Source organism: Streptomyces bambusae, assembly GCF_020532645.1.
In the GTDB taxonomy this organism is placed as follows: Bacteria; Actinomycetota; Actinomycetes; order Streptomycetales; family Streptomycetaceae; genus Streptomyces; species Streptomyces bambusae.
On the sequence record NZ_JAJAUZ010000006.1, the window covers coordinates 73,302 to 91,697 of the forward strand.

Annotated in this window: 14 protein-coding genes; 3 read left to right on the plus strand and 11 right to left on the minus strand. The window is 72.9% G+C overall.

Going from position 1 to position 18,396, the window contains the following annotated elements; translation table 11 throughout:
* Positions 1-99 precede the first annotated feature (99 nt).
* The 7 genes from LG634_RS06290 to LG634_RS06320 all read right to left on the minus strand — a co-directional run bounded on the left by LG634_RS06290 (position 100) and on the right by LG634_RS06320 (position 6,868).
* Positions 100-873, minus strand: a complete 774-nt coding sequence (locus LG634_RS06290) for a glycosyltransferase family 2 protein (RefSeq protein ID WP_226732624.1) — start codon at positions 871-873, stop codon at positions 100-102.
* Positions 874-988: 115 nt separating this feature from the next.
* Entirely contained in the window at positions 989-2,326 is a 1,338-nt protein-coding gene (locus tag LG634_RS06295; protein WP_226732625.1) for an LLM class flavin-dependent oxidoreductase, read from the minus strand.
* 19 nt (positions 2,327-2,345) lie between these two features.
* Positions 2,346-3,371 carry an ABC transporter permease gene (locus LG634_RS06300; RefSeq protein WP_226732626.1) on the minus strand — a complete coding sequence of 342 codons (1,026 nt, stop codon included), beginning with the start codon at positions 3,369-3,371 and terminating at the stop codon, positions 2,346-2,348.
* A complete protein-coding gene (locus LG634_RS06305; protein WP_226732627.1) occupies positions 3,368-4,162 on the minus strand; it encodes an ABC transporter ATP-binding protein in 795 nt (264 codons plus the stop codon). The genes LG634_RS06300 and LG634_RS06305 overlap by 4 nt, the downstream gene beginning before the upstream one ends.
* 8 nt (positions 4,163-4,170) lie before the next feature.
* The gene (locus LG634_RS06310) at positions 4,171-5,214 is read right to left on the minus strand and encodes an ABC transporter substrate-binding protein (protein ID WP_226732628.1); all 1,044 of its coding nucleotides are present in this window, start codon (positions 5,212-5,214) and stop codon (positions 4,171-4,173) included.
* 38 nt (positions 5,215-5,252) lie between these two features.
* Complete coding sequence (ssuE, locus tag LG634_RS06315; protein ID WP_226732629.1) at positions 5,253-5,819, minus strand: NADPH-dependent FMN reductase; 567 nt, start codon at positions 5,817-5,819, stop codon at positions 5,253-5,255.
* A gap of 50 nt (positions 5,820-5,869) precedes the next feature.
* The gene (locus tag LG634_RS06320) at positions 5,870-6,868 is read right to left on the minus strand and encodes a TauD/TfdA dioxygenase family protein (RefSeq protein WP_226732630.1); all 999 of its coding nucleotides are present in this window, start codon (positions 6,866-6,868) and stop codon (positions 5,870-5,872) included.
* A 1,002-nt stretch (positions 6,869-7,870) separates the two neighbouring features.
* Between LG634_RS06320 and LG634_RS06325 the strand changes: the two genes are divergently transcribed.
* On the plus strand, positions 7,871-9,052 hold the full coding sequence (locus LG634_RS06325; RefSeq protein ID WP_226732748.1) for an ROK family protein: 1,182 nt from the start codon (positions 7,871-7,873) through the stop codon (positions 9,050-9,052).
* A 55-nt stretch (positions 9,053-9,107) separates the two neighbouring features.
* Here the strand turns inward: LG634_RS06325 and LG634_RS06330 are convergent, their stop codons facing one another.
* A complete protein-coding gene (locus tag LG634_RS06330; protein ID WP_226732631.1) occupies positions 9,108-10,844 on the minus strand; it encodes an amidase in 1,737 nt (578 codons plus the stop codon).
* 173 nt (positions 10,845-11,017) lie between these two features.
* Between LG634_RS06330 and LG634_RS06335 the strand changes: the two genes are divergently transcribed.
* Complete coding sequence (locus tag LG634_RS06335) at positions 11,018-11,689, plus strand: TetR/AcrR family transcriptional regulator (RefSeq protein WP_226732632.1); 672 nt, start codon at positions 11,018-11,020, stop codon at positions 11,687-11,689.
* Between the two features lie 31 nt (positions 11,690-11,720).
* Here LG634_RS06335 and LG634_RS06340 read toward each other — a convergent pair whose 3' ends face one another.
* The 3 genes from LG634_RS06340 to LG634_RS06350 form a co-directional block, all read right to left on the minus strand.
* Complete coding sequence (locus LG634_RS06340; RefSeq protein WP_226732633.1) at positions 11,721-12,410, minus strand: NAD(P)H-binding protein; 690 nt, start codon at positions 12,408-12,410, stop codon at positions 11,721-11,723.
* Positions 12,411-12,526: 116 nt separating this feature from the next.
* A complete protein-coding gene (locus LG634_RS06345) occupies positions 12,527-13,738 on the minus strand; it encodes an aromatic acid exporter family protein (RefSeq protein WP_226732634.1) in 1,212 nt (403 codons plus the stop codon).
* Positions 13,739-13,818: 80 nt separating this feature from the next.
* Positions 13,819-14,106: a WhiB family transcriptional regulator gene (locus LG634_RS06350; protein ID WP_226732635.1), complete on the minus strand. Its 288-nt coding sequence runs from the start codon at positions 14,104-14,106 to the stop codon at positions 13,819-13,821.
* Positions 14,107-14,379: 273 nt separating this feature from the next.
* Here LG634_RS06350 and LG634_RS06355 point away from each other — a divergent pair, with 273 nt between their 5' ends.
* Entirely contained in the window at positions 14,380-18,393 is a 4,014-nt protein-coding gene (locus LG634_RS06355) for a HAMP domain-containing hybrid sensor histidine kinase/response regulator (protein ID WP_226732636.1), read from the plus strand.
* The last annotated feature ends 3 nt before the right edge of the window (positions 18,394-18,396 follow it).

Consider the following 18,396-nt stretch of genomic DNA (forward strand, 5'->3'; position numbering starts at 1 on the left):
GGTTCACCAGGATTTGCCGTGTCTGGAGTGTCGACGCCTGTCCGGGCGCTGTCAAGACGGCCGCCGCGCCCGGCGGCGGCCGTCCTTGCGCGCGCGGGGTCAGATGCGGGAGTTCCGGAGCGACTGCCATACGGCGCCGGCCAGCGCCCGCGTCGCCCGCGGGACCGACAGGTGCTCGTGCTCGCGGTACAGCTCCCAGTTGTACTGCACGAGGGACAGCTTGTTGGAGGACAGCGATCCGGCCTGGTGGGCCCGGTAGACCGCGAGCGGCTCGGCCAGGCCCCGGGCGTCGGCGCCGTCGCGCATGATCGACAGCCAGAGCGCGTAGTCCTGGCGCTTGCGCATCTCCGGCATCAGCCTCGTGCCCAGGGCGTTGCGGTCGTACATGGCGGTGAGTGCGCCGATGTAATCCCGGACCAGCATGGCGCGGTAGTCCACGTGCTCCCGTGCACGGACCACCCGCCCGTTCGGGACCCAGTCCGTGCTCTCGCCGGCGTAGTCGGCGTCCATCTTGAAGTACGAGGTGAACGTCAGCGGCGCGTCACCGTCCGCGGCGAAGGCCAGCTGCTTCTCGGTCTTCTCCGGCAGCCACATGTCGTCGCTGTCGAGGAAGGCGACGTAGTCCCCGCGTGCCCGCTGGATCGCGAGGTTGCGGGCCTTGCCGGCACCGCCCTGCTCGGGCGCCCGCTGCGGCAGGACCCGCTCGTCCTGCTCGGCGAACTCGCGGAGCATGTCCATGGAGCCGTCCGTGGACTGGTCGTCGGTGACCAGCAGCTCCAGATCGCCGTGCGTCTGTGTGAGCACCGATCGGACGGCCGCGCCGAGAGTGGCTGCCGAGTTGTACACGGGCATCACGACAGAGACCAGGGGCACAGCGTTTCTCCTTGTCAGACCAAGTGCGACGGTCCATTCAAGCATTGCGAACCGCGGGGCCCGCCGCCGACCTGGTCGTCGGCGGCGGGCCCCGCGGGATGGCAGCCGGCCGTGGCTATCGCGCGGCCGGTGCGTAGCGGTTCGCCGGCCGGGGGAGCCCGTAGTGGTCGCGCAGGGTCCGGCCGGTGTATTCGGTGCGGAACAGGCCGCGCTGCTGCAGGATCGGCACGACGTGGTCGACGAAGTCGGAGAGCCCGGTCGGCAGCACCGGCGCCATGATGTTGAAGCCGTCGGCCGCGCCGTTCTCGAACCACTCCTGGAGCTGGTCGGCGATCTGCTCCGGGGTGCCGGCGAACACCCGGTGGCCGCGGCCCGCGCCGAGCCGGGCGATCAGCTCCCGCAGGGTGAGGTCCTCCCGCCGGGCGAGTTCGGCTACCAGGGTGAAGCGGCTCTTGTTGCCGTTGATGTCCCGTTCCTCGGGCAGGTCGGGCAGCCGGCCGTCCAGCGGCAGCCCGGTGAGGTCGACACCGAGCATGCCGGAGAGCTGGGCGAGCCCGTACTCGGGCACCTGGAGTTCGGTGAGCTCCTGTTCCAGCCGCCTGGCCTCGGCCTCGGTGGAGCCGATCACCGGCGCGATGCCGGGGAGGACGAGCAGCCCGTCCTCGGCGCGGCCGTAACGGGCCAGTCGCGACTTGAGGTCCTTGTAGAAGGTCTGGCCGTCGGCAAGGGTCTGCTGGGCGGTGAACACCGCCTCCGCGTACCGGGCGGCGAACTCCTTGCCGTCCTCGGAGGAGCCGGCCTGGACCAGCAGCGGGCGGCCCTGCGGGGAGCGGGGCACGTTGAGCGGGCCGGCCACCTGGAAGTGCGTGCCGCGGTGGGCGGCGGGGTGGAGCTTGGCGGTGTCGGCGTAGACGCCGGCTGCCCTGTCCAGGACGATCGCGTCGTCTTCCCAGCTGTCCCACAGCTTGCCCGCCACCTCCAGGAACTCGCGGGCCCGTTCGTAGCGGACGGCGTGTTCCAGGTGCTCGTCCCGGTTGAAGTTGCGGGCTTCGTCGACGGTGCCGGAGGTGACGATGTTCCAGCCGGCGCGGCCGCCGCTGATGTGGTCGAGGGAGGCGAACTTCCGGGCCAGGTTGTAGGGCTCGTTGAACGTGGTGGAGACCGTGGCGATCAGTCCGATGCGCTCGGTCACGGCCGCGATCGCGGACAGCAGCGTGAGCGGTTCGAAGCCGCCGAGGGCGTTGTGGCGGGCCTTGCCCCACAGTGCGACGCCGTCGGCGAAGAAGATCGAGTCGAGCCTGCCGCGTTCCGCGGTCCGGGCGAGCTCCTGGAAGTAGGCCAGGTCGGTGATCCGCTCGGGCTGCGACCCCGGGTGGCGCCAGGCGGCGTCGTGGTGGCCGGCGTTCATCAGGAACGCGTTGAGGTGGAGGGTGCGGGGCGTCTCGGTGGTCATCGGGGTTCCTGTCGCAGTACTAGGAGGAGGCGGGGACGCGCCACAGGCTGAGGCGGCGTTCGACGGTGACGAGGAGCTGGTTGAAGGCGACGCCGATGGCGGAGATCGTGATGATGCCCGCGTACATCTGGGGGATCGCGAAGTTGAACTGCGAGGCGTTGACCAGGTAGCCGAGCCCGGCCTTCGCGCCGATCATCTCGGCGGCGACGAGCACCAGGATGGACACCGCACCGGCCAGCCGGACGCCCGTGAAGACGGCCGGGACGGACGCCGGGAGGATGACCTTCTGGAACAGCCGGGGCGTGGAGAGGTCCATCGAGCGGGCGAGCCGTACGAGGGTGGGGTCGGCGTTGCCGACGGCGCTGATGGTGTTGAGGAGGATCGGCCACACGCAGGCGTAGACGACGATGGACACCTTCGAGGTCTCGCCGATGCCGAGCAGCAGGACGAAGACGGGCAGCAGGGCGAGGGCCGCCGTGTTGCGGAAGACCTCCAGCAGCGGCCCGAGCACCTTGGCGACCGGCCGGTACCAGCCGATCAGGAGCCCGAGCGGGACGGCGACGACGACGGCGATGCCGAAGCCGCCGAGCGAGCGGGTCAGGCTGGCCTGCGTGTGCTCGGCGAGCTGTCCGTCACCGGCCAGCTCCCACCAGGCGACGGCGACCTCGCTTATGGGCGGCAGGAAGGTGGCGTCCACCAGGCCCGCTCGTGGAGCGACCTCCCACAGGGCGATCAGGGCCAGGACGGCGACGGTCCGGACGAACACGGCCTTGAGGGCCCGTACGGCCTTCAGCGCGGCGGCGGCACCCCGGCCCGGCGCACCGGCCTCCGGGGCGGCCGTTGCAACGGACCCGCTTTCGTTCCCGGACCCGGACCCGGACCCGGACCCGGCCTCCGTCTCGGACCCGGTCCCGAATTCGTCCCCGTTCCCGGTCCCGTTCCCTGACAGGTCCCGGGGTACGGATTCCGGGACGGTCCCGGCACGGGGTGCCGGGGTCCGGACGCCTGCCGCGGCCATGGCGGTGATGTCGGTTCCGGTGGTCATGCCGCCACCGCCTCCTTCTCCAGTTGCCGGGCGCGGGCCACTTCGTCGTGGAGCAGCGTCCAGATCTCGTGCCGGAAGCGGGCGAACTCCGGGCTGGACCGCAGGGCCTCGCCGAGCAGCGCGTCGCACTCACCGAACGAGACCGGGACGACCTCCTTGATCCGGCCGGGCCGGGAGGTCATGACGGCGACCCGCTGCCCGAGGTAGACCGCCTCCTCGATGCCGTGCGTGATGAACACGACGGTCTTGCCCGTGCTCTGCCAGATGCGGCGGAGTTCGTCCTGGAGCGATTCGCGGGTCTGCGCGTCCAGTGCTGCGAACGGCTCGTCCATCAGCAGGACGTCCGGGTCGTAGGCGAGGGCGCGGGCGATGGCCACGCGCTGGCGCATGCCGCCGGACAGTTCGTGCGGGTGCCGGTCCTCGAATCCGGAGAGCCCCACCAGGTCCAGGAACTCCCGGGCCCGCGCGCCCCGTTGGCGGCGCGGCACGCCGGTGGCCTCCAGCCCGAACTCGACGTTGCCCTGCGCGGTCCGCCACGGCAGCAGTGCGTACTGCTGGAAGACGATGCCGCGGTCCAGCCCGGGGCCGGTGACCGGCTTCCCGTCGAGCAGGATCCGTCCGCCGGTGGGCCGGGACAGACCGCCCAGCAGGTCCAGCAGCGTGGACTTGCCGCAGCCGCTGGGCCCGACGACCACCAGGAACTCACCGCTGCGGATCTCCAGGTCGATGCCGTCGAGGGCGGTGAACCCGCCGAACGACTTGCGCACCCCCTCGATCACGATCTTCGCCATGGCGGCCGTCACCCCTTCCCGTAGCCGTTGAACTCGTTGGTGAAGAGCTCGGACGCCTTGAGGCGGCCCTTCTTGACCTCGCCGCGCTCGCCGAGCCAGTCCAGCCACAGCCGGAAGTGCTTGTCCTCGACCCGGCCACCCGTCTCGGCGATGCCGTAGGAGCGCCAGTACTTGAGGTTCGAGGCGTCCTCGTTGCGACCGCGCTTCTTGACGATCTCGGTCTGCCGGGCGATGACCTGCTCGCGCGGGGTGGTCCGGGACCACTCGATGGCCTTGGCCACACCGGTGACGAAGGTGCGTACGGTGTCCGGGTTCTCCTTGATGAAGCGCTGGGTCATGATGTACGTGCCGGCGCTGAACGGGCCGAGCAGCTGGGTGTCGGTGAACAGCGGGCGGAGGCCGCCGGCCGCGAGGGCCTTGTCGCGCAGGATGCCGCTGAGCACTCCGACCTCGATCTGCTTCTGCCTGATCGCCTGTTCGGTGTTGACGGGCGGCACGACGAGCGGTTCGACCTTGCCCGCCTCCGCCTCGGAGAGCCCGTTGCGGCTCAGGTAGATGTCGAGCAGGGCCTGGTAGTGGGCGCCCAGGGTGTTCATGCCGACCTTCTTGCCGATCAGGTCCCGGGCGGAGCGGATCGGGCTGTCCTCCAGGACGAAGTAGCCGCCGTAGGTGTGCTGGTCGGAGCCGTAGGAGGAGATGACGGCCTTGATCGGCGCCCCGCCTGCGGCGAGCTTGATGACCGCTCCGTTGAACGCGCTGCCGAAGTGGGTCTGGCCGGTGGCCGCGGACTGGATGTCCTGCGGTCCGCTGATGGTGTTGCCGACCCACTCCAGCTTGACGTCGCCGAAGTAGCCGAGGTCCGCGGCGAGTTCGGGCAGGGTGACGGCGCCGACCGCGCCCTGGTACTTGAGGGTCTTCACCTGGCTGCCGGAACCGGCGCCGGAGCCGCCGCCGGCCGTGGCCGTACCGCAGCTCACAGCGGCCGCCGAGATGCCGAGCAGGGTGAGGAACTGGCGCCGGGAGGTGGTGGACGGGGTGAGTGCTGCGGGCATGTTGCTGGTCCTTGGTCGCTGCGAAGGTAAGGGGAGGGTCAGCCGGCGGCGGTGACGGCGGTGGTGACGGCGGTGGAGCCGGCACGCACGGCGTCGGCGAACTCGTCGACGGCCTGGTAGAGGTCGAGTTCCGCCTCGGGGCGGAGCCGGTCCGGCCCCGTGCCCCGCTCCACCGAGGAGTCGAGGACGAACCGGCCGGCGGTGACGTGCCGGGCACCGAGCACCGAGAGCACCGGCCGGAGGGCGTAGTCGAGGGTGAGGACGTGGGCGAGGCTGCCGCCGGTGGCCAGCGGCAGCACCGTCTTGCCGTCCAGGCCGTCCTGCGGGAGCAGGTCGAGGAACGCCTTCAGCAGACCTGTGTACGAGGCCTTGTAGACCGGGGTGGCGATGACCACGCCGTCGGCTTCGGCGACGGCCGCAAGGGCGCGGCGCAGCTCCGGCTGCCCGGTGCGGGCGGCCAGCAGGTCGGCCGCGGGCAGGTCCCGGACGGCCAGGTGGGCGGTCTCGAAGCCGGCGTGGGCCAGACGGCCGAGGGCGTGCTCGGCGACGACGGTGGTGCGGGAGTGGAGGGAGGGGCTGCCGGTGAGGGCGAGGATGCGGGGCACGGTTTCTCTTTCCGGGACGCGGGGATCGGGACGGATCGGGCCGGGGTTGATCAGGCCGTCGCGGCGGCGGGCTCGGCCTCGGCCTCGGGCGCGGCTTCGGCCTCGGGCGCGGCGGAGGCGCCGGAGGGGATGCCGAACGACGGCGCGGGCACCGTCTCGGGGCTCAGCAGGACGGAGTGGCGTCCGTCCGTGCCGACGGGGACGTCGCCGTCGACGGTGACCCGGCGCAGGGTGCGCTCGTGGTCGCCGGAGTCGTCCACGCCGTAGTGCTGGGTGGCGCGGTTGTCCCAGATGGCGACGTCACCGGGCTGCCACTGCCAGCGGACGGTGTTCTCGGGCAGCTCGATGTGCGCCTGGAAGAGGTCCAGCAGCGCGCGGGAGTCACGGCCGGTGAGGCCCTGGAGGCGCTGGACGAAGTTGCCCAGGAGCAGGGTGCGTTCGCCGGTCTCCGGGTGGACGCGGACGACCGGGTGCTCGGTCCGGAACCGGGTGGAGGTGAAGACCTCGCGGTACTGGGCGAGGGCCTCGGGCAGGGCGTCGGGCTTGAGGGCCGCGTAGTCGTAGTCGTTGGAGTGGACGGCGCGCAGGCTGTCGGCGAGGGCCCGGAGCGGCTCGGCGAGGTGGGCGTACGCGGTGGCGGTGTTCGCCCAGAGGGTGTCGCCGCCGTAGGGCGGGATGGTGACGGCCCGCAGGATGGAGAAGGCCGGGTAGGCGGGCACGAAGGTGACGTCGGTGTGCCACTGGTTGGCGCGGGCGCCGTGGTGGGAGTCGATGCCCAGGGCGTAACGGCCGTCGGCGGAGGGGACGGTGGGGTGCGCGACGGGCGTGCCCAGGAGCCGGGCGAACGCCTCGTGGCTCTCCTCGTCCAGGTGGTGCTGGCCGCGGAAGAAGACGACCTTGTGGGCCAGGAGGGCGTCCCGGACGGCGGTGACGGCGGCGGGGTCGAGGTCCCCGCCGAGCCGGACGCCGTCGATGACGGCGCCGATGCGGCCGCCGACGGGCGTGGTGGTGATCTCGGTGCCGGTGGTGTGCCGGGTGGCGGTGGCCATGGTTGCTCCTCGGGACGGGCGGGCCGGGGGCCCGGGGTGGTGACGTGCCGGACGTACGGCACGGGGACGGGGTGGAGGTGCGGCGCGGTCGCGCGCTGCTGGGGTCGTACGCGGGGAACGGCGTAGGGGAAGGACGGGCGGGCTGTAGGGCCGTGCGGATCGAGCGGCCTTGCGGGAGAGCGGTCGTACGGGACGCCGGACTCGGGACGCGGCTCGGGGTTCGGGCTCGTACCGGCTGGTCCGGGCCGGTACGCACGGACCGGGTCGCGGTGAGACGTACGGCGGTGGGACCGGCCGCACGGGACGCCGCCGCGGGGATGACCGGAGCGGGACCGGAACGGGACCGGAGCGGGAGGGGCGTGACGGAAGGGGACGCAGGCGCTGCTGCGGACGGGCCGTCCGGTGGTGCCGGGTGCGGCTGGTTACTTCCTCAGCGGAAGAAATGCGGTGCGACGCGGGCCCCGCCGTGGTGCGCAGTGCGCGCCGGGCCGGTGGCCGGTCGTGCCGGATGCGCTCAGGCGGAGCAGGAACAGGCCGGACAGCGGCCCGGACACGCGGCCGGCACGGTGGAGGTGCCGCCGGAGGTGCGGAGCCGCTCGGCGAATCGCTCGGTTGCGGACATGGCAGGAGCCTCGCAGCGGGCCCGCACCCGGTCAAGGGCCCGCACCCCGGCCCGCCGGCCCGCCGGCCGGGTTTCCCGAGCAGCCGCGAAAAGCCCTTCAAGCCCGCGCTGACCTGCGATTTCTCCAGACCTACGCGGGGTGGGCGGACCCGTGGCCGACCCCGCCGGACCGTGGCCTGAATTCATGGTGCCGCAACGCGCCCGCCACGCCCGCACACGCCCCGCCATGCCCTGTACACACGGGAACCGGCCATCGGGGCGGCGCCAATCGGCCACCACGGGCGCCTCTCGGCCGGTCGCGGTTACTGTCGTCGGCTGTGACCGACCCCCACCACGACCACCCCGCCGCCCCGGCACCGGCCCGTCGCCCGGGCCCCGCGATGACCGGTGACGACCGGGCCGCGGCCAATGCCGCCACCGTGCTCCGCACGGTCCTCGACCACGGCCCGGTCGCCCGCAGCGCCATCTCCCGCCTCTGCGGCCTGAGTCCGGCGGCGGTCTCCCGGCAGACCACCGGTCTGCTCCGGCGCGGCCTGCTCCGGGAACTGCCCGAACCACCCCCGCCCGGTGGAGTGGGCCGCCCCCGCGTCCCGCTCGACCTGCACACCGGCCCGGTCGGCGGGGCGGTCGTGGCCGGGCTGCACATCGGTGTGCCCTCGTCCACGTTCGGGCTGGTCGACCTGCGCGGAAGGGTCCTCGCCGGCCGCAGCGTGCCGCACGACGGGGACCACGACCCCGCCCGGATCGCCGCCGGGCTGTCCGCCTTCCTCGCGGAGTCCGCCGCGGGCCGGCCGCTGCTCGGAGTGGGGGTGGCGCTGGGCGGCTGGATCCGCCCGGACGACGGTCTGGTCGTCCGGCACGAGCGCCTCGGCTGGCGGGACCGGCCGCTGGCCCGGGAACTCTCCGAGGCCCTGGGCCTGCCGGTCCGGATCGACAACCACGCGCGCGCCGTGGCGGGTGCGGAGATCCTCTTCGGCCGCCCGGAGGCCCGCCGGAGCCTGGTTCACCTGTTCGTGGGCAACGTCGTCGACGCGGCCTTCGGCATCGAGGGCACCCTGCACCAGGGCCCCGACGCGGCGGCCGGCGACGTCGCGCACCTGCCGGTACCCGGGTCGACCGTGGGCTGTGCGGCCTGCGGGCGGACCGGCTGCCTGCAGGCGACCGCCTCCGACACCGCGATCACCGCCGAGGCGGTCCGCCGGGGCATCGTGCCGTCCCCCGCGATCGCGCTGCTGGTCGACGCGGCCGCCGCCGGCGACCCCCGGGCCGACCGCCTGCTGCGGGACCGCGCCCGGCACGTGGGGCGGGCCACCGCGCTCCTCCTCGACGTGTTCAACCCCGCCGTCATGGTCGTCACGGAGCTGTCGAGCGTGCTGCACGAGGAGTACCTCGAAGAGATACGGGCGGCCGCGGTGGCGTCCTCCCACGTGTCCACCGACCGCGGCCGCATCGTCATCCCGCACGCCGGCCCCGCCGTCCTCCCCGAAGCCGCCGCAACCGTCCTGCTGAGCCCCCTCTTCACGGACCCGTCCGGCTCACCTGCGCTCGGGCTCGGGCCCTAAGGGGTGGTCCGGGCCGCCGTGACGGTCCTCCGCGGGGGCGGGGCCGGCCGCCGGGTCAGCGGGCCGGCAGCCGCGGCGTGCGCGGCGGGGTGGTGCGGCGGCTGCCGGTGGCCTCGAAGGCGGCGGCGAGGGTCAGCAGGGCGTTGTCGTCGTAGGCACGGCCCGCGAAGGTCAGGCCGACGGGCATGCCGGTGTCGGTCATGGTGCCCATGGGCACGGTCACCGTCGGGATGCCGAGGTGGCGGGGGACCAGGTTGCCGTTGGCGACCCAGACGCCGTTGCGCCAGCCGAGGTCGGCGGACGCCTCGTTCACGTCCATGTCGGCCGGGCCCACGTCGGCGACCGCCGGGAAGACCACCGCGTCCAGGCCCAGTCCGTCCATCCACAGCTCCAGGTCCACGCGGCGCGTCTCCTCCAGTCCGCGCAGCCCCTGCTCCAGGTGCGGCATGTCGGTGAGGGCGGCGTACGGGCGCTCGCGCACGAAGCGCGGGTAGTCGCCGATCGTGTCGTCGAAGCCGTCGTAGCGGTCGGGCAGCTCGCCCTCCTGCTTGGGCCAGATGCGGGTGCCGTCGACGTCGGCCAGGGTGGCGAGCGCGGGGTCGCCGTTGGCGCGCAGGAAGTCGTCCCAGGCCCAGGCGGACAGGTCCTCGATCTCGAACGTGAGGTACTCGCGGCCGACCAGACCGCGGGTGAGGAGCGAGGGCGCTCCGGGGCGGTCGGACTCGTAGTTCGTCACGACGGGGAAGTCGACCTCGACCACCTCGGCGCCGGCGGCCTCCAGGTCGCGGCGTGCGGCCTCCCACAGGGCGATGACCGAGGGCCTCGTGTCGATGCGCTGCCCGGTCTGGCCGCCGATGCCGCCGGCGGGGTTCGTTCCCGCGTCGGGATCGGCGTTGACGTACATCCGGGGTACGCCGACCCGCTTGCCGGCGAGCGCGTCGGATGCGGCCCCGGCGTCGGCGGGCGCGAGGGCCGGGTACGAGGCCGGTCGTACCTGCGACGCCGGGGGCAGCTGCACCCACGGCTGTGCGCGCCACAGGTCGCCGCGCGTGTGGGGATCGTCGGCCACGACGACGTCGAGCAGTTCGAGGAGGTCGGCCATGGTGCGGGTGTGCGGGACGACGACGTCCATGGTCGGCACGAGCGGCCAGTTGCCGCGCACCGAAATCACGCCGCGGCTGGGCGTGTACGCGCACAGCGCGTTGTTCGACGCGGGGGCCCGGCCCGAGGACCAGGTCTCCTCGCCGAGGCCGAACGCGCCGAACGACGCCGCCGTCGCCGTGCCGGAGCCGTTCGAGGAGCCGGAGCCGTAGGCGCTGGTGAGCCAGTCGGCGCTGTACGGGCTTTCCGCTCGGCCGTACACACCGCGCTGCATGCCGCCGTTCGCCATCGGCGGCATGTTGGTCAGGCCGATGAGGACGGCCCCGCCCGCGCGCAGCCGCTCGATCGCGAAGGCGTCGCGCTGGGCGACCAGGTGCTCGAACGCGGGGGAGCCGGACGCGGCGGTCAGCCCCTTCGCGAGGTAGCTGTCCTTGGCCGTGTAGGGGATGCCGTCCAGCGGGCCGAGCGTCTCGCCGCGGGCGCGGCGCGCGTCGGAGGCTTCCGCGTCCGCGCGGGCGTCCGGGTTCATCACGACCATCGCGTTGAGGGCGGTGTCCGTACCGGGCCGGTCGTAGGCGTCGATGCGCGCGAGGTAGGCGTCGAGCAGCTCGACCGCGGTGGTCTCACCCTTCTCCAGCGCTGCCCGCAGGTCGGCGATACAGGTCTCCACGACATCGAATCCGCGCGTCATCGGGGTGTCTCCAGGTGGTGGGTGGTACGGGCGGGCCGCCGGCCGGGACGGCGCCGCACACGGGCGTCCGTCACGCTCCCCAGCGTCCTAACTAGATTTTCAGTCTAGACTAACGGTCTAGATTTTCGGAACCTAGACTTGGGACCTGGATTTCCGGAACCGAAGGTGAGCTCATGCCGACGTCACAGCCCGGGCCCGGCGTGCCCGGCGCCGCTTCCCGGTCCGCCGTACGGGCCCCGGTCGACAGGAAGCGTCAGCCCAGCGGCGACGAGGCGCGGGGGCGGGCGATGCGGGCCGCGATCAGCATCATCGCGGAGAAGGGCACGGCGGCCCTGCGGATGTCGGACATCGCGGCGCGGGCGGGGATGAGCACCGGGCACATCCTGTACCACTTCGGCAAGAAGGACCGGCTGCTGCTGGAAGTCCTCGCCTGGAGCCAGGCGGACCTGTGGGAACGGTTCCGGCAGGCCGCCGACGAGGCGGCCTCGCCCGCCGAGAAGCTGGACCTGTTCGTCCGCTTCTACCTGCCCGGCCACCAGGGCGACGAACGGTACGCGCTGTGGACGCAGGTGCTGGCCCAGCGCCACGACGAAGCGGGCCGGCAGGTCCTCACCGGGCTGCTGGACGGCTGGGACGAGCGCCTGGAAGCCATCGTCCGCGAGGGCCGGGACCTGGGGCACTTCGCCGACGTGGACGTCACCGAGTTCACCATCCGGGCCGTGGCCATGCTGAGCGGGATCTCCGAGGACGTGATGTTCGGCCGGTCCCGCTGGCAGCACGCCTCCGCGCACGCGTTCGCCCTGGCCGCCCTCGAACGCGAACTGCGTCCCGCCGGCCGGGCGTGACGACGCACGGAGCCTTCCCGGGGCCGGCCGGTTACGACCGGCCCCCGGCTGCCGGATCCGGGGCGAGGGCCAGGAAGTCGTCGTAGGTGCGGACCCGGACCCCGGGCCGCTCCTCGGCCAGTGCGGCGATCATCGCCGCGGCCAGCCGGCCCGCGGGCACCGGCCGGTACGGGCGGGCCGGTCCGGCCATCAGCGGGGCCAGCACGGTGGCGGCGGAGCTCCCGAGCCCTTCGCCCCGGCGGTGCGAGGGCCGGCGGCCCAGGATGAAGGAAGGCCGGAAGAACTCGGTCTGCGGGTAGCCCAGGGCCGTCACCTCCGCCTCCATGTCCCCCTTGACCCGCAGGTAGAACGCCCGGGAGCCGGATCCGGCGCCGACCGAGGAGACCACGGCGATCCGTGCGGCGCCGGTGTCCCGGGCCAGCTCGGCCACCCGCACGGTGTGGTGCTGGTCGACCTCGCGGAAAGCCTCCTGGGAACCGGCCTGGCGGATGGTGGTGCCCAGCGCGCCGTACACGTCCGTCCCGCCCGGCCCGGCCGGCAGGTCGTCCGCCCCGAGCTTGGCGAAGTCCACGACCCGGGCGTCCAGACGCGGATGCTCCAGGCCCAGCGGGCGGCGGGCCAGCACGGTGACGCGGTCGTAGCGGGGGTCGCGCAGCAGCCGCGCCAGCAGTTGCCCGCCGACCAGCCCGGTGGCTCCGACCAGAAGTGCGCTGCGGGTCACGAGCAGTCCTTTCCGCGATCGGCGGCCGCCCCGCCGGAGTCCCCGCAGAATGCCACACCGCCCGGCGTCCACCGGCGCGGCCCGCAGGATTCGGCCGAGGTCCGGCGGCCGTCGCGTCAGCCTGGGCGGGCAGCCGGCCGGAGCCGGGCGCGCAGGTGCCGGCCCCGGCTCCGGCGGGCACGGGCGTGCCGGTCGAGTTCTTCCATCAGCCGCTGGCTGCGCTTCTCGACCCCCAGCTCGTCCAGCACCCGGTCGATCTCCGCCAGCAGCGCCCCGTACAGCTGCCACTGCGCCGGATGCTCCCGCACCCGGGCCAGCAGCAGTGCGGCGAACCGGTCGCGGCTCGCCCGGGCGACGGCCAGCTCCCGGGCCAGCCGGGCCTCCGCCTCCTCCGCATTCGAGCTGACCTGGGCCGCGATCAGCTCCGCGAAGCTCTCCACGGCCACGGCGGTGTGCTCCGTCACGCTCCGCAGCGCCTCGTGCACACCGGCCGGCAGGTCGGGGCCGGTGTTCCCGGCCGGCCGGGCCCGCGCGAGGTCGGTCAGCGTCCGGCAGGCCACGCGCAGCACCACGGCGCAGATCTCCAGGGTGTCCAGCCCGGTGCGCAGGACCAGCCGGAACAGCAGCCCTTCCTTGACCCGCGGGTTGAGCCGGAGGCTGTCCTCGGCCTGCCGGAGGGCGCCGTCGACGTCGGCGACGTCGTTGTCGAGGCGGCGTGCCTCGTGCAGGCGGGCGGTGGCCTGCCCGACGTCGGTGGCTCCGAGCGGGGTGCGGCCCATGTGGGTCAGCAGGCGGCTCATCCGCGCGGCGAGATCGGTGATCGCCTCCCCGGCCGGTCCCACCCAGACGGGCGGGGCGACGAGGAGGTTGACCAGCAGGCCGACGGCGGCTCCGATCAGCGTCTCCAGGATGCGGTCCCAGGCGGTGTCGGCGACCTGGGTCACGCCCAGCACCAACATCGCGCTGATCGCCACTTCGGGCACGAACTCGTCGACCCGCACCAGGTGGCCGACGACCAGCGAGGCGAGGATCAGCAGGCCCAGGCTCCACCAGCTCAGCCCGACCAGGACGCTGAACCCGATGGCGATGAGGACACCCGCCACCACGGAGTTCATCCGCCGGACCCCGGTCGTCAGGGTCGAGTACAGGGTGACCTGGACGACGAGCAGGGCCGTCAGCGGCGCGGTGAGCGGGGCGGGCTCGCTGCTCAGACGCAGGGCGACGACGTACGCGAGGACGGCGGCCAGGGTCGAGCGCACGGCCTGGACGACGACGGGCCGCCGGTGGCGGCGGGCCAGGCGGGCGAGCCGGGCGATCGGTTCCGTCATGATCGGGCGTCTGCCCGCTCGCCGGCCCGGTACGCGGCGGCCGTAGCCGGGCGGGCGCGCGGCTGCCCGCGGCCGGCCGCTCAGGACGAGGGGCCGGCCGCGTGGACCAGCAGGACGTGGCGTTCGTCCGCGGTGAGGCCGCCGCGCACGCCGTACGGGATGCGGTGGGCCAGGGCGTGGCGGCGGCACGGGATGCGGACGGGGCAGCTCCCGCAGATCTCCTTGGCTGCCGCCTCGACCGCGAGGGCGGCCGCGCAGTGCTCCGGCGTGGCCGCCGTGAACCGCTCGGACTCCGGGACCCGGCAGGCCCGTTCGTCTGTTCGGCCGGCACGGCTTCCGGGTGCTGCGGTGAGAACGGTCTCGGCCATCGGGGCAGGTGTCCTTCCGGTGGGGGCGGCCCTGCCGGTCGGCCGCCCGATGCTGCCCGTATGACCCGGAACGCTGCGTTCATGCGCCCCCGGGCCGGGGAATTCCGGCCTGATCCCGATCTTCTCTCCGTCCTCGGCCCATGGGGTAGCCTCCGGACCGGTACGGGCCCGCGTCCCGACCCAGTTGGCGGATGCCGGCCGTGGACGGAGGCACGGGGCGACGCGCAGGATCGATGCCGGCCATGGCCCGGCGGGGTACGGAGGCGACGTTCGATGGCTGGCGCATCACCGGCTGACACCGCAGGGCCGCAGGGGGCCGGCGGAGCCGCCCAAGTGGGTGAACCCGAACTCCGGCTGCTGCTGGCCGGCCTCACCGCCGTCCGCGACGGCGACTTCGGCATCAGGCTGCCCCGTGAGGCCGACGGCCTGCTCGGCGAGATCGCCACGGTCTTCAACGGGATGGTGGACCAGCTCTCGCGGTTCACCTCCGAGGTGACCCGGGTGGCCCGCGAGGTCGGCACCGAGGGACAGCTCGGCGGGCAGGCACAGGTGCCGGGGGTCTCCGGGACCTGGGAGGATCTCACCGATTCCGTCAACGCGATGGCCGGGAACCTCACCACCCAGGTCCGGGACATCGCCCAGGTCGCCACCGCGGTCGCCAAGGGCGACCTCTCGCAGAAGATCACGGTCGACGCCCGCGGCGAGATCCTGGAGCTGAAGAACACCGTCAACACGATGGTGGACCAGCTCAGTTCCTTCGCCGGCGAGGTGACGCGCGTGGCGCGGGAGGTCGGCACCGAGGGCATCCTCGGAGGACAGGCCGACGTGCAGGGCGTCTCGGGCACCTGGCGCGATCTGACCGACTCGGTGAACTTCATGGCCGGCAACCTGACCAGCCAGGTCAGAGCGATCGCCCAGGTGGCCACCGCGGTCGCCCAGGGCGACCTGTCGCAGAAGATCACCGTGACCGCGCGCGGCGAGATCCTGGAACTCAGGGACACCATCAACACGATGGTGGACCGGCTGTCCTCCTTCGCCGACGAGGTGACGCGCGTGGCCCGCGAGGTCGGCACCGCCGGAAACCTCGGCGAACAGGCCACCGTGCGGGGGGTCTCGGGCACCTGGAAGGACCTCACCGACAACGTCAACGTGATGGCCTCCAACCTGACGGGACAGGTCCGCTCGATCGCGCAGGTGGCCACGGCCGTGGCGCGGGGCGACCTCTCCCAGAAGATCACCGTGGAGGCGAAGGGCGAGGTGGCCGCCCTGGCGGGCGTCATCAACACCATGGTCGACACACTCTCGGCGTTCGCGGACGAAGTCACCCGCGTCGCCCGCGAGGTCGGCACCGAGGGCATCCTCGGCGGCCAGGCCCGGGTGCCCAACGTCGCCGGCACCTGGAAGGACCTCACCGACAACGTCAACTTCATGGCGCACAACCTGACCAGCCAGGTGCGCAACATCGCCCAGGTCACGACGTCCGTCGCCCGGGGCGACCTCACCCGCAAGATCGACGTGGACGCCCGCGGGGAGATCCTGGAACTCAAGACCACCATCAACACCATGGTCGACCAGCTGTCCTCGTTCGCCGCCGAGGTCACCCGCGTCGCCCGCGAGGTCGGCAGCGAGGGGAGACTGGGCGGACAGGCCGAGGTCGAGGGCGTCTCCGGCACCTGGAAGCGCCTGACCGAGAACGTCAACGAGCTGGCCGGCAACCTCACCCGGCAGGTCCGTGCCATCGCCGAGGTCACCGGCGCCGTCGCCGAGGGCGACCTGACCCGCTCCATCACGGTCGACGCCTCCGGCGAGGTCGCCGACCTCAAGGACAACATCAACTTCATGGTGGAGTCGCTGCGCGAGACCACCCTGGCCAACGAGGAACAGGACTGGCTGAAGACCAACCTGGCCCGCATCTCCGCCCTGCTCCAGGGCCGGCGGGACCTCACCGTCGTCGCCGAGTCGGTCATGGACGAGCTGACGCCGCTGGTCTCGGCCCAGTGCGGAGCGTTCTACCTGGCCGAGGAGGACAGCAGCGGGACGGTCCTGCAGCTCGTCGGCTCGTACGCCTTCCCGGACGGCGCCCGCCCCACCCGCTTCCGGCTCGGCGAGTCCTTCGTCGGACAAGCCGCACGCAGCAAGCGCCCCATCGCCGTGGACGCCCTGCCCGCCGGCTACCTGGCCGTCTCCTCCGGCCTCGGGCAGACCGAGGCACTGTCCCTGCTCGTCCTGCCGATCGTCGTCGAGGGCCAGGTCCTCGGCGTCATCGAGCTGGCCTCCGTACGGCCGTTCACACAGGTCCACCGGGACTTCCTGGACCAGCTGATGGAGGCCATCGGCGTGAACGTGAACACGATCATCGCCAACGCCCGCACCGACGAACTCCTCGGCGAATCCCAGCGCCTGACGGCCGAACTGCGGACCCGCTCCCAGGAGTTGCAGGCCCGCCAGGAAGAACTCCAGGCTTCCAACGCCGAACTGGAGGAGAAGGCCGAGCTGCTCGCCGCCCAGAACCGCGACATCGAGACGAAGAACCTGGAGATCGAGCAGGCCCGCCAGGAACTCGAGGCACGCGCCCACCAGCTGTCGCTGGCCTCCACGTACAAGTCGGAATTCCTGGCCAACATGAGCCACGAGCTGCGCACGCCGCTCAACAGCCTGCTCATCCTGGCGCAGCTGCTCGCACAGAACCCGAGCCGGAACCTCACCGCCAAGCAGGTCGAGTACGCCGGCATCATCCACTCGGCCGGCTCCGACCTCCTCCAGCTGATCAACGACATCCTCGACCTGTCCAAGGTGGAAGCCGGCAAGATGGACCTCAGCCCCGAGGTGGTCCCGCTGACCAGGCTGCTCGACTACGTCGAAGCCACCTTCCGCCCGATGACCAGCCAGAAGAACCTGTCGTTCACGATCCGCACCTTCCCGGAGGTGCCCGCCGAGCTGTTCACCGACGACTACCGGCTCCGCCAGATCCTGCGCAACCTCCTCTCGAACGCGGTCAAGTTCACCGAACAGGGAGGCGTCGAACTGCGGATCGGCCCGGCCGAGGAACCGCAGATCCCCGACCTCGTCCGCCGCACCGGCCGCGTGCTCGCCTTCCAGGTGACGGACACCGGCATCGGCATCGCCCCGCAGCACCTGGAAAGCGTCTTCGGCGCCTTCCAGCAGGCCGACGGGACCACCAGCCGCAAGTACGGCGGCACCGGCCTCGGCCTGTCCATCAGCCGCGAGATCGCCTTCCTCCTCGGGGGCGCGATCGTCGCCGAAAGCACCCTCGACAAGGGCAGCACCTTCACCCTCTACCTGCCCGTCGCCCGCCCCGACTCCGCCGGGACCACCGCCGGCGAACCCCGCGGGACCGCCGGCACGGGCCGTGCCGGCACGGCCCGCGCACCACAGGGTCCGCACGAGGCGGAGCCCGCCGCGCCCGGGACCGGCCCCCGCCGCCTGCTCATCGTCGAGGCCAGGCCCAACGGCCTGCTGTCACTGGTGGCCGAGAACGCCCTCGCCGACCTCCCGCGCCGACAGGACGGGTCAGACCGCCGCGACGTGGAGATCATCACCGCAGCGGGCGCCCAGGAAGCGGCGGCCACCCTGGCCGCCGGCCCCTGCCACTGCGTCGTCCTCGAACTCGACCTGCCCGGCGGCGCCGCCGTCGCCCTCCTGGAACAGATGGAACGGGACCCGGCGCTGCACTCCGTACCCGTCCTGGTCCACACCGGCCGGGGCGCCACCCCCGGCGAACCGGCCCTGAGCGACCCCGGCCGGTCGGTGCAGCCGGAGGTCATCACCGGCCTCGACGAACTCCGCGAGCGCATCACCCTGCACATGAGCGCCGACCGGCCCGGCCACGTGCTGCCCCTCCCGAGCGCCGCGGACTCCGGGGCCGACCGGGGCCCTGCGCCCGACCCCTCGCTCGCCGGCCGCACCGCACTCGTCGTCGACGACGACGACCGGAACCTGTACGCGCTCACCGGGATCCTCGAACTCCAGGGCATGCGGGTCCTGCAGGCCGAGAACGGGCGGGCCGCGCTCGACACCCTCGCCGCCCACCCGGACGTGGACGTGATCCTGATGGACGTGATGATGCCGGAGATGGACGGTTACGCCGCGACCGCCGCGATCCGGGCCATGCCGGAGCACAGCAGCCTGCCCATCATCGCGGTCACGGCCAAGGCGATGATCGGCGACCGGGAGAAGAGCCTCGCCTCCGGGGCCAGCGACTACGTGACCAAGCCGGTGGACGCGGGCGAACTGCTGGCCCGCGTCACCCGCCAGCTGGCGCTCTGACGC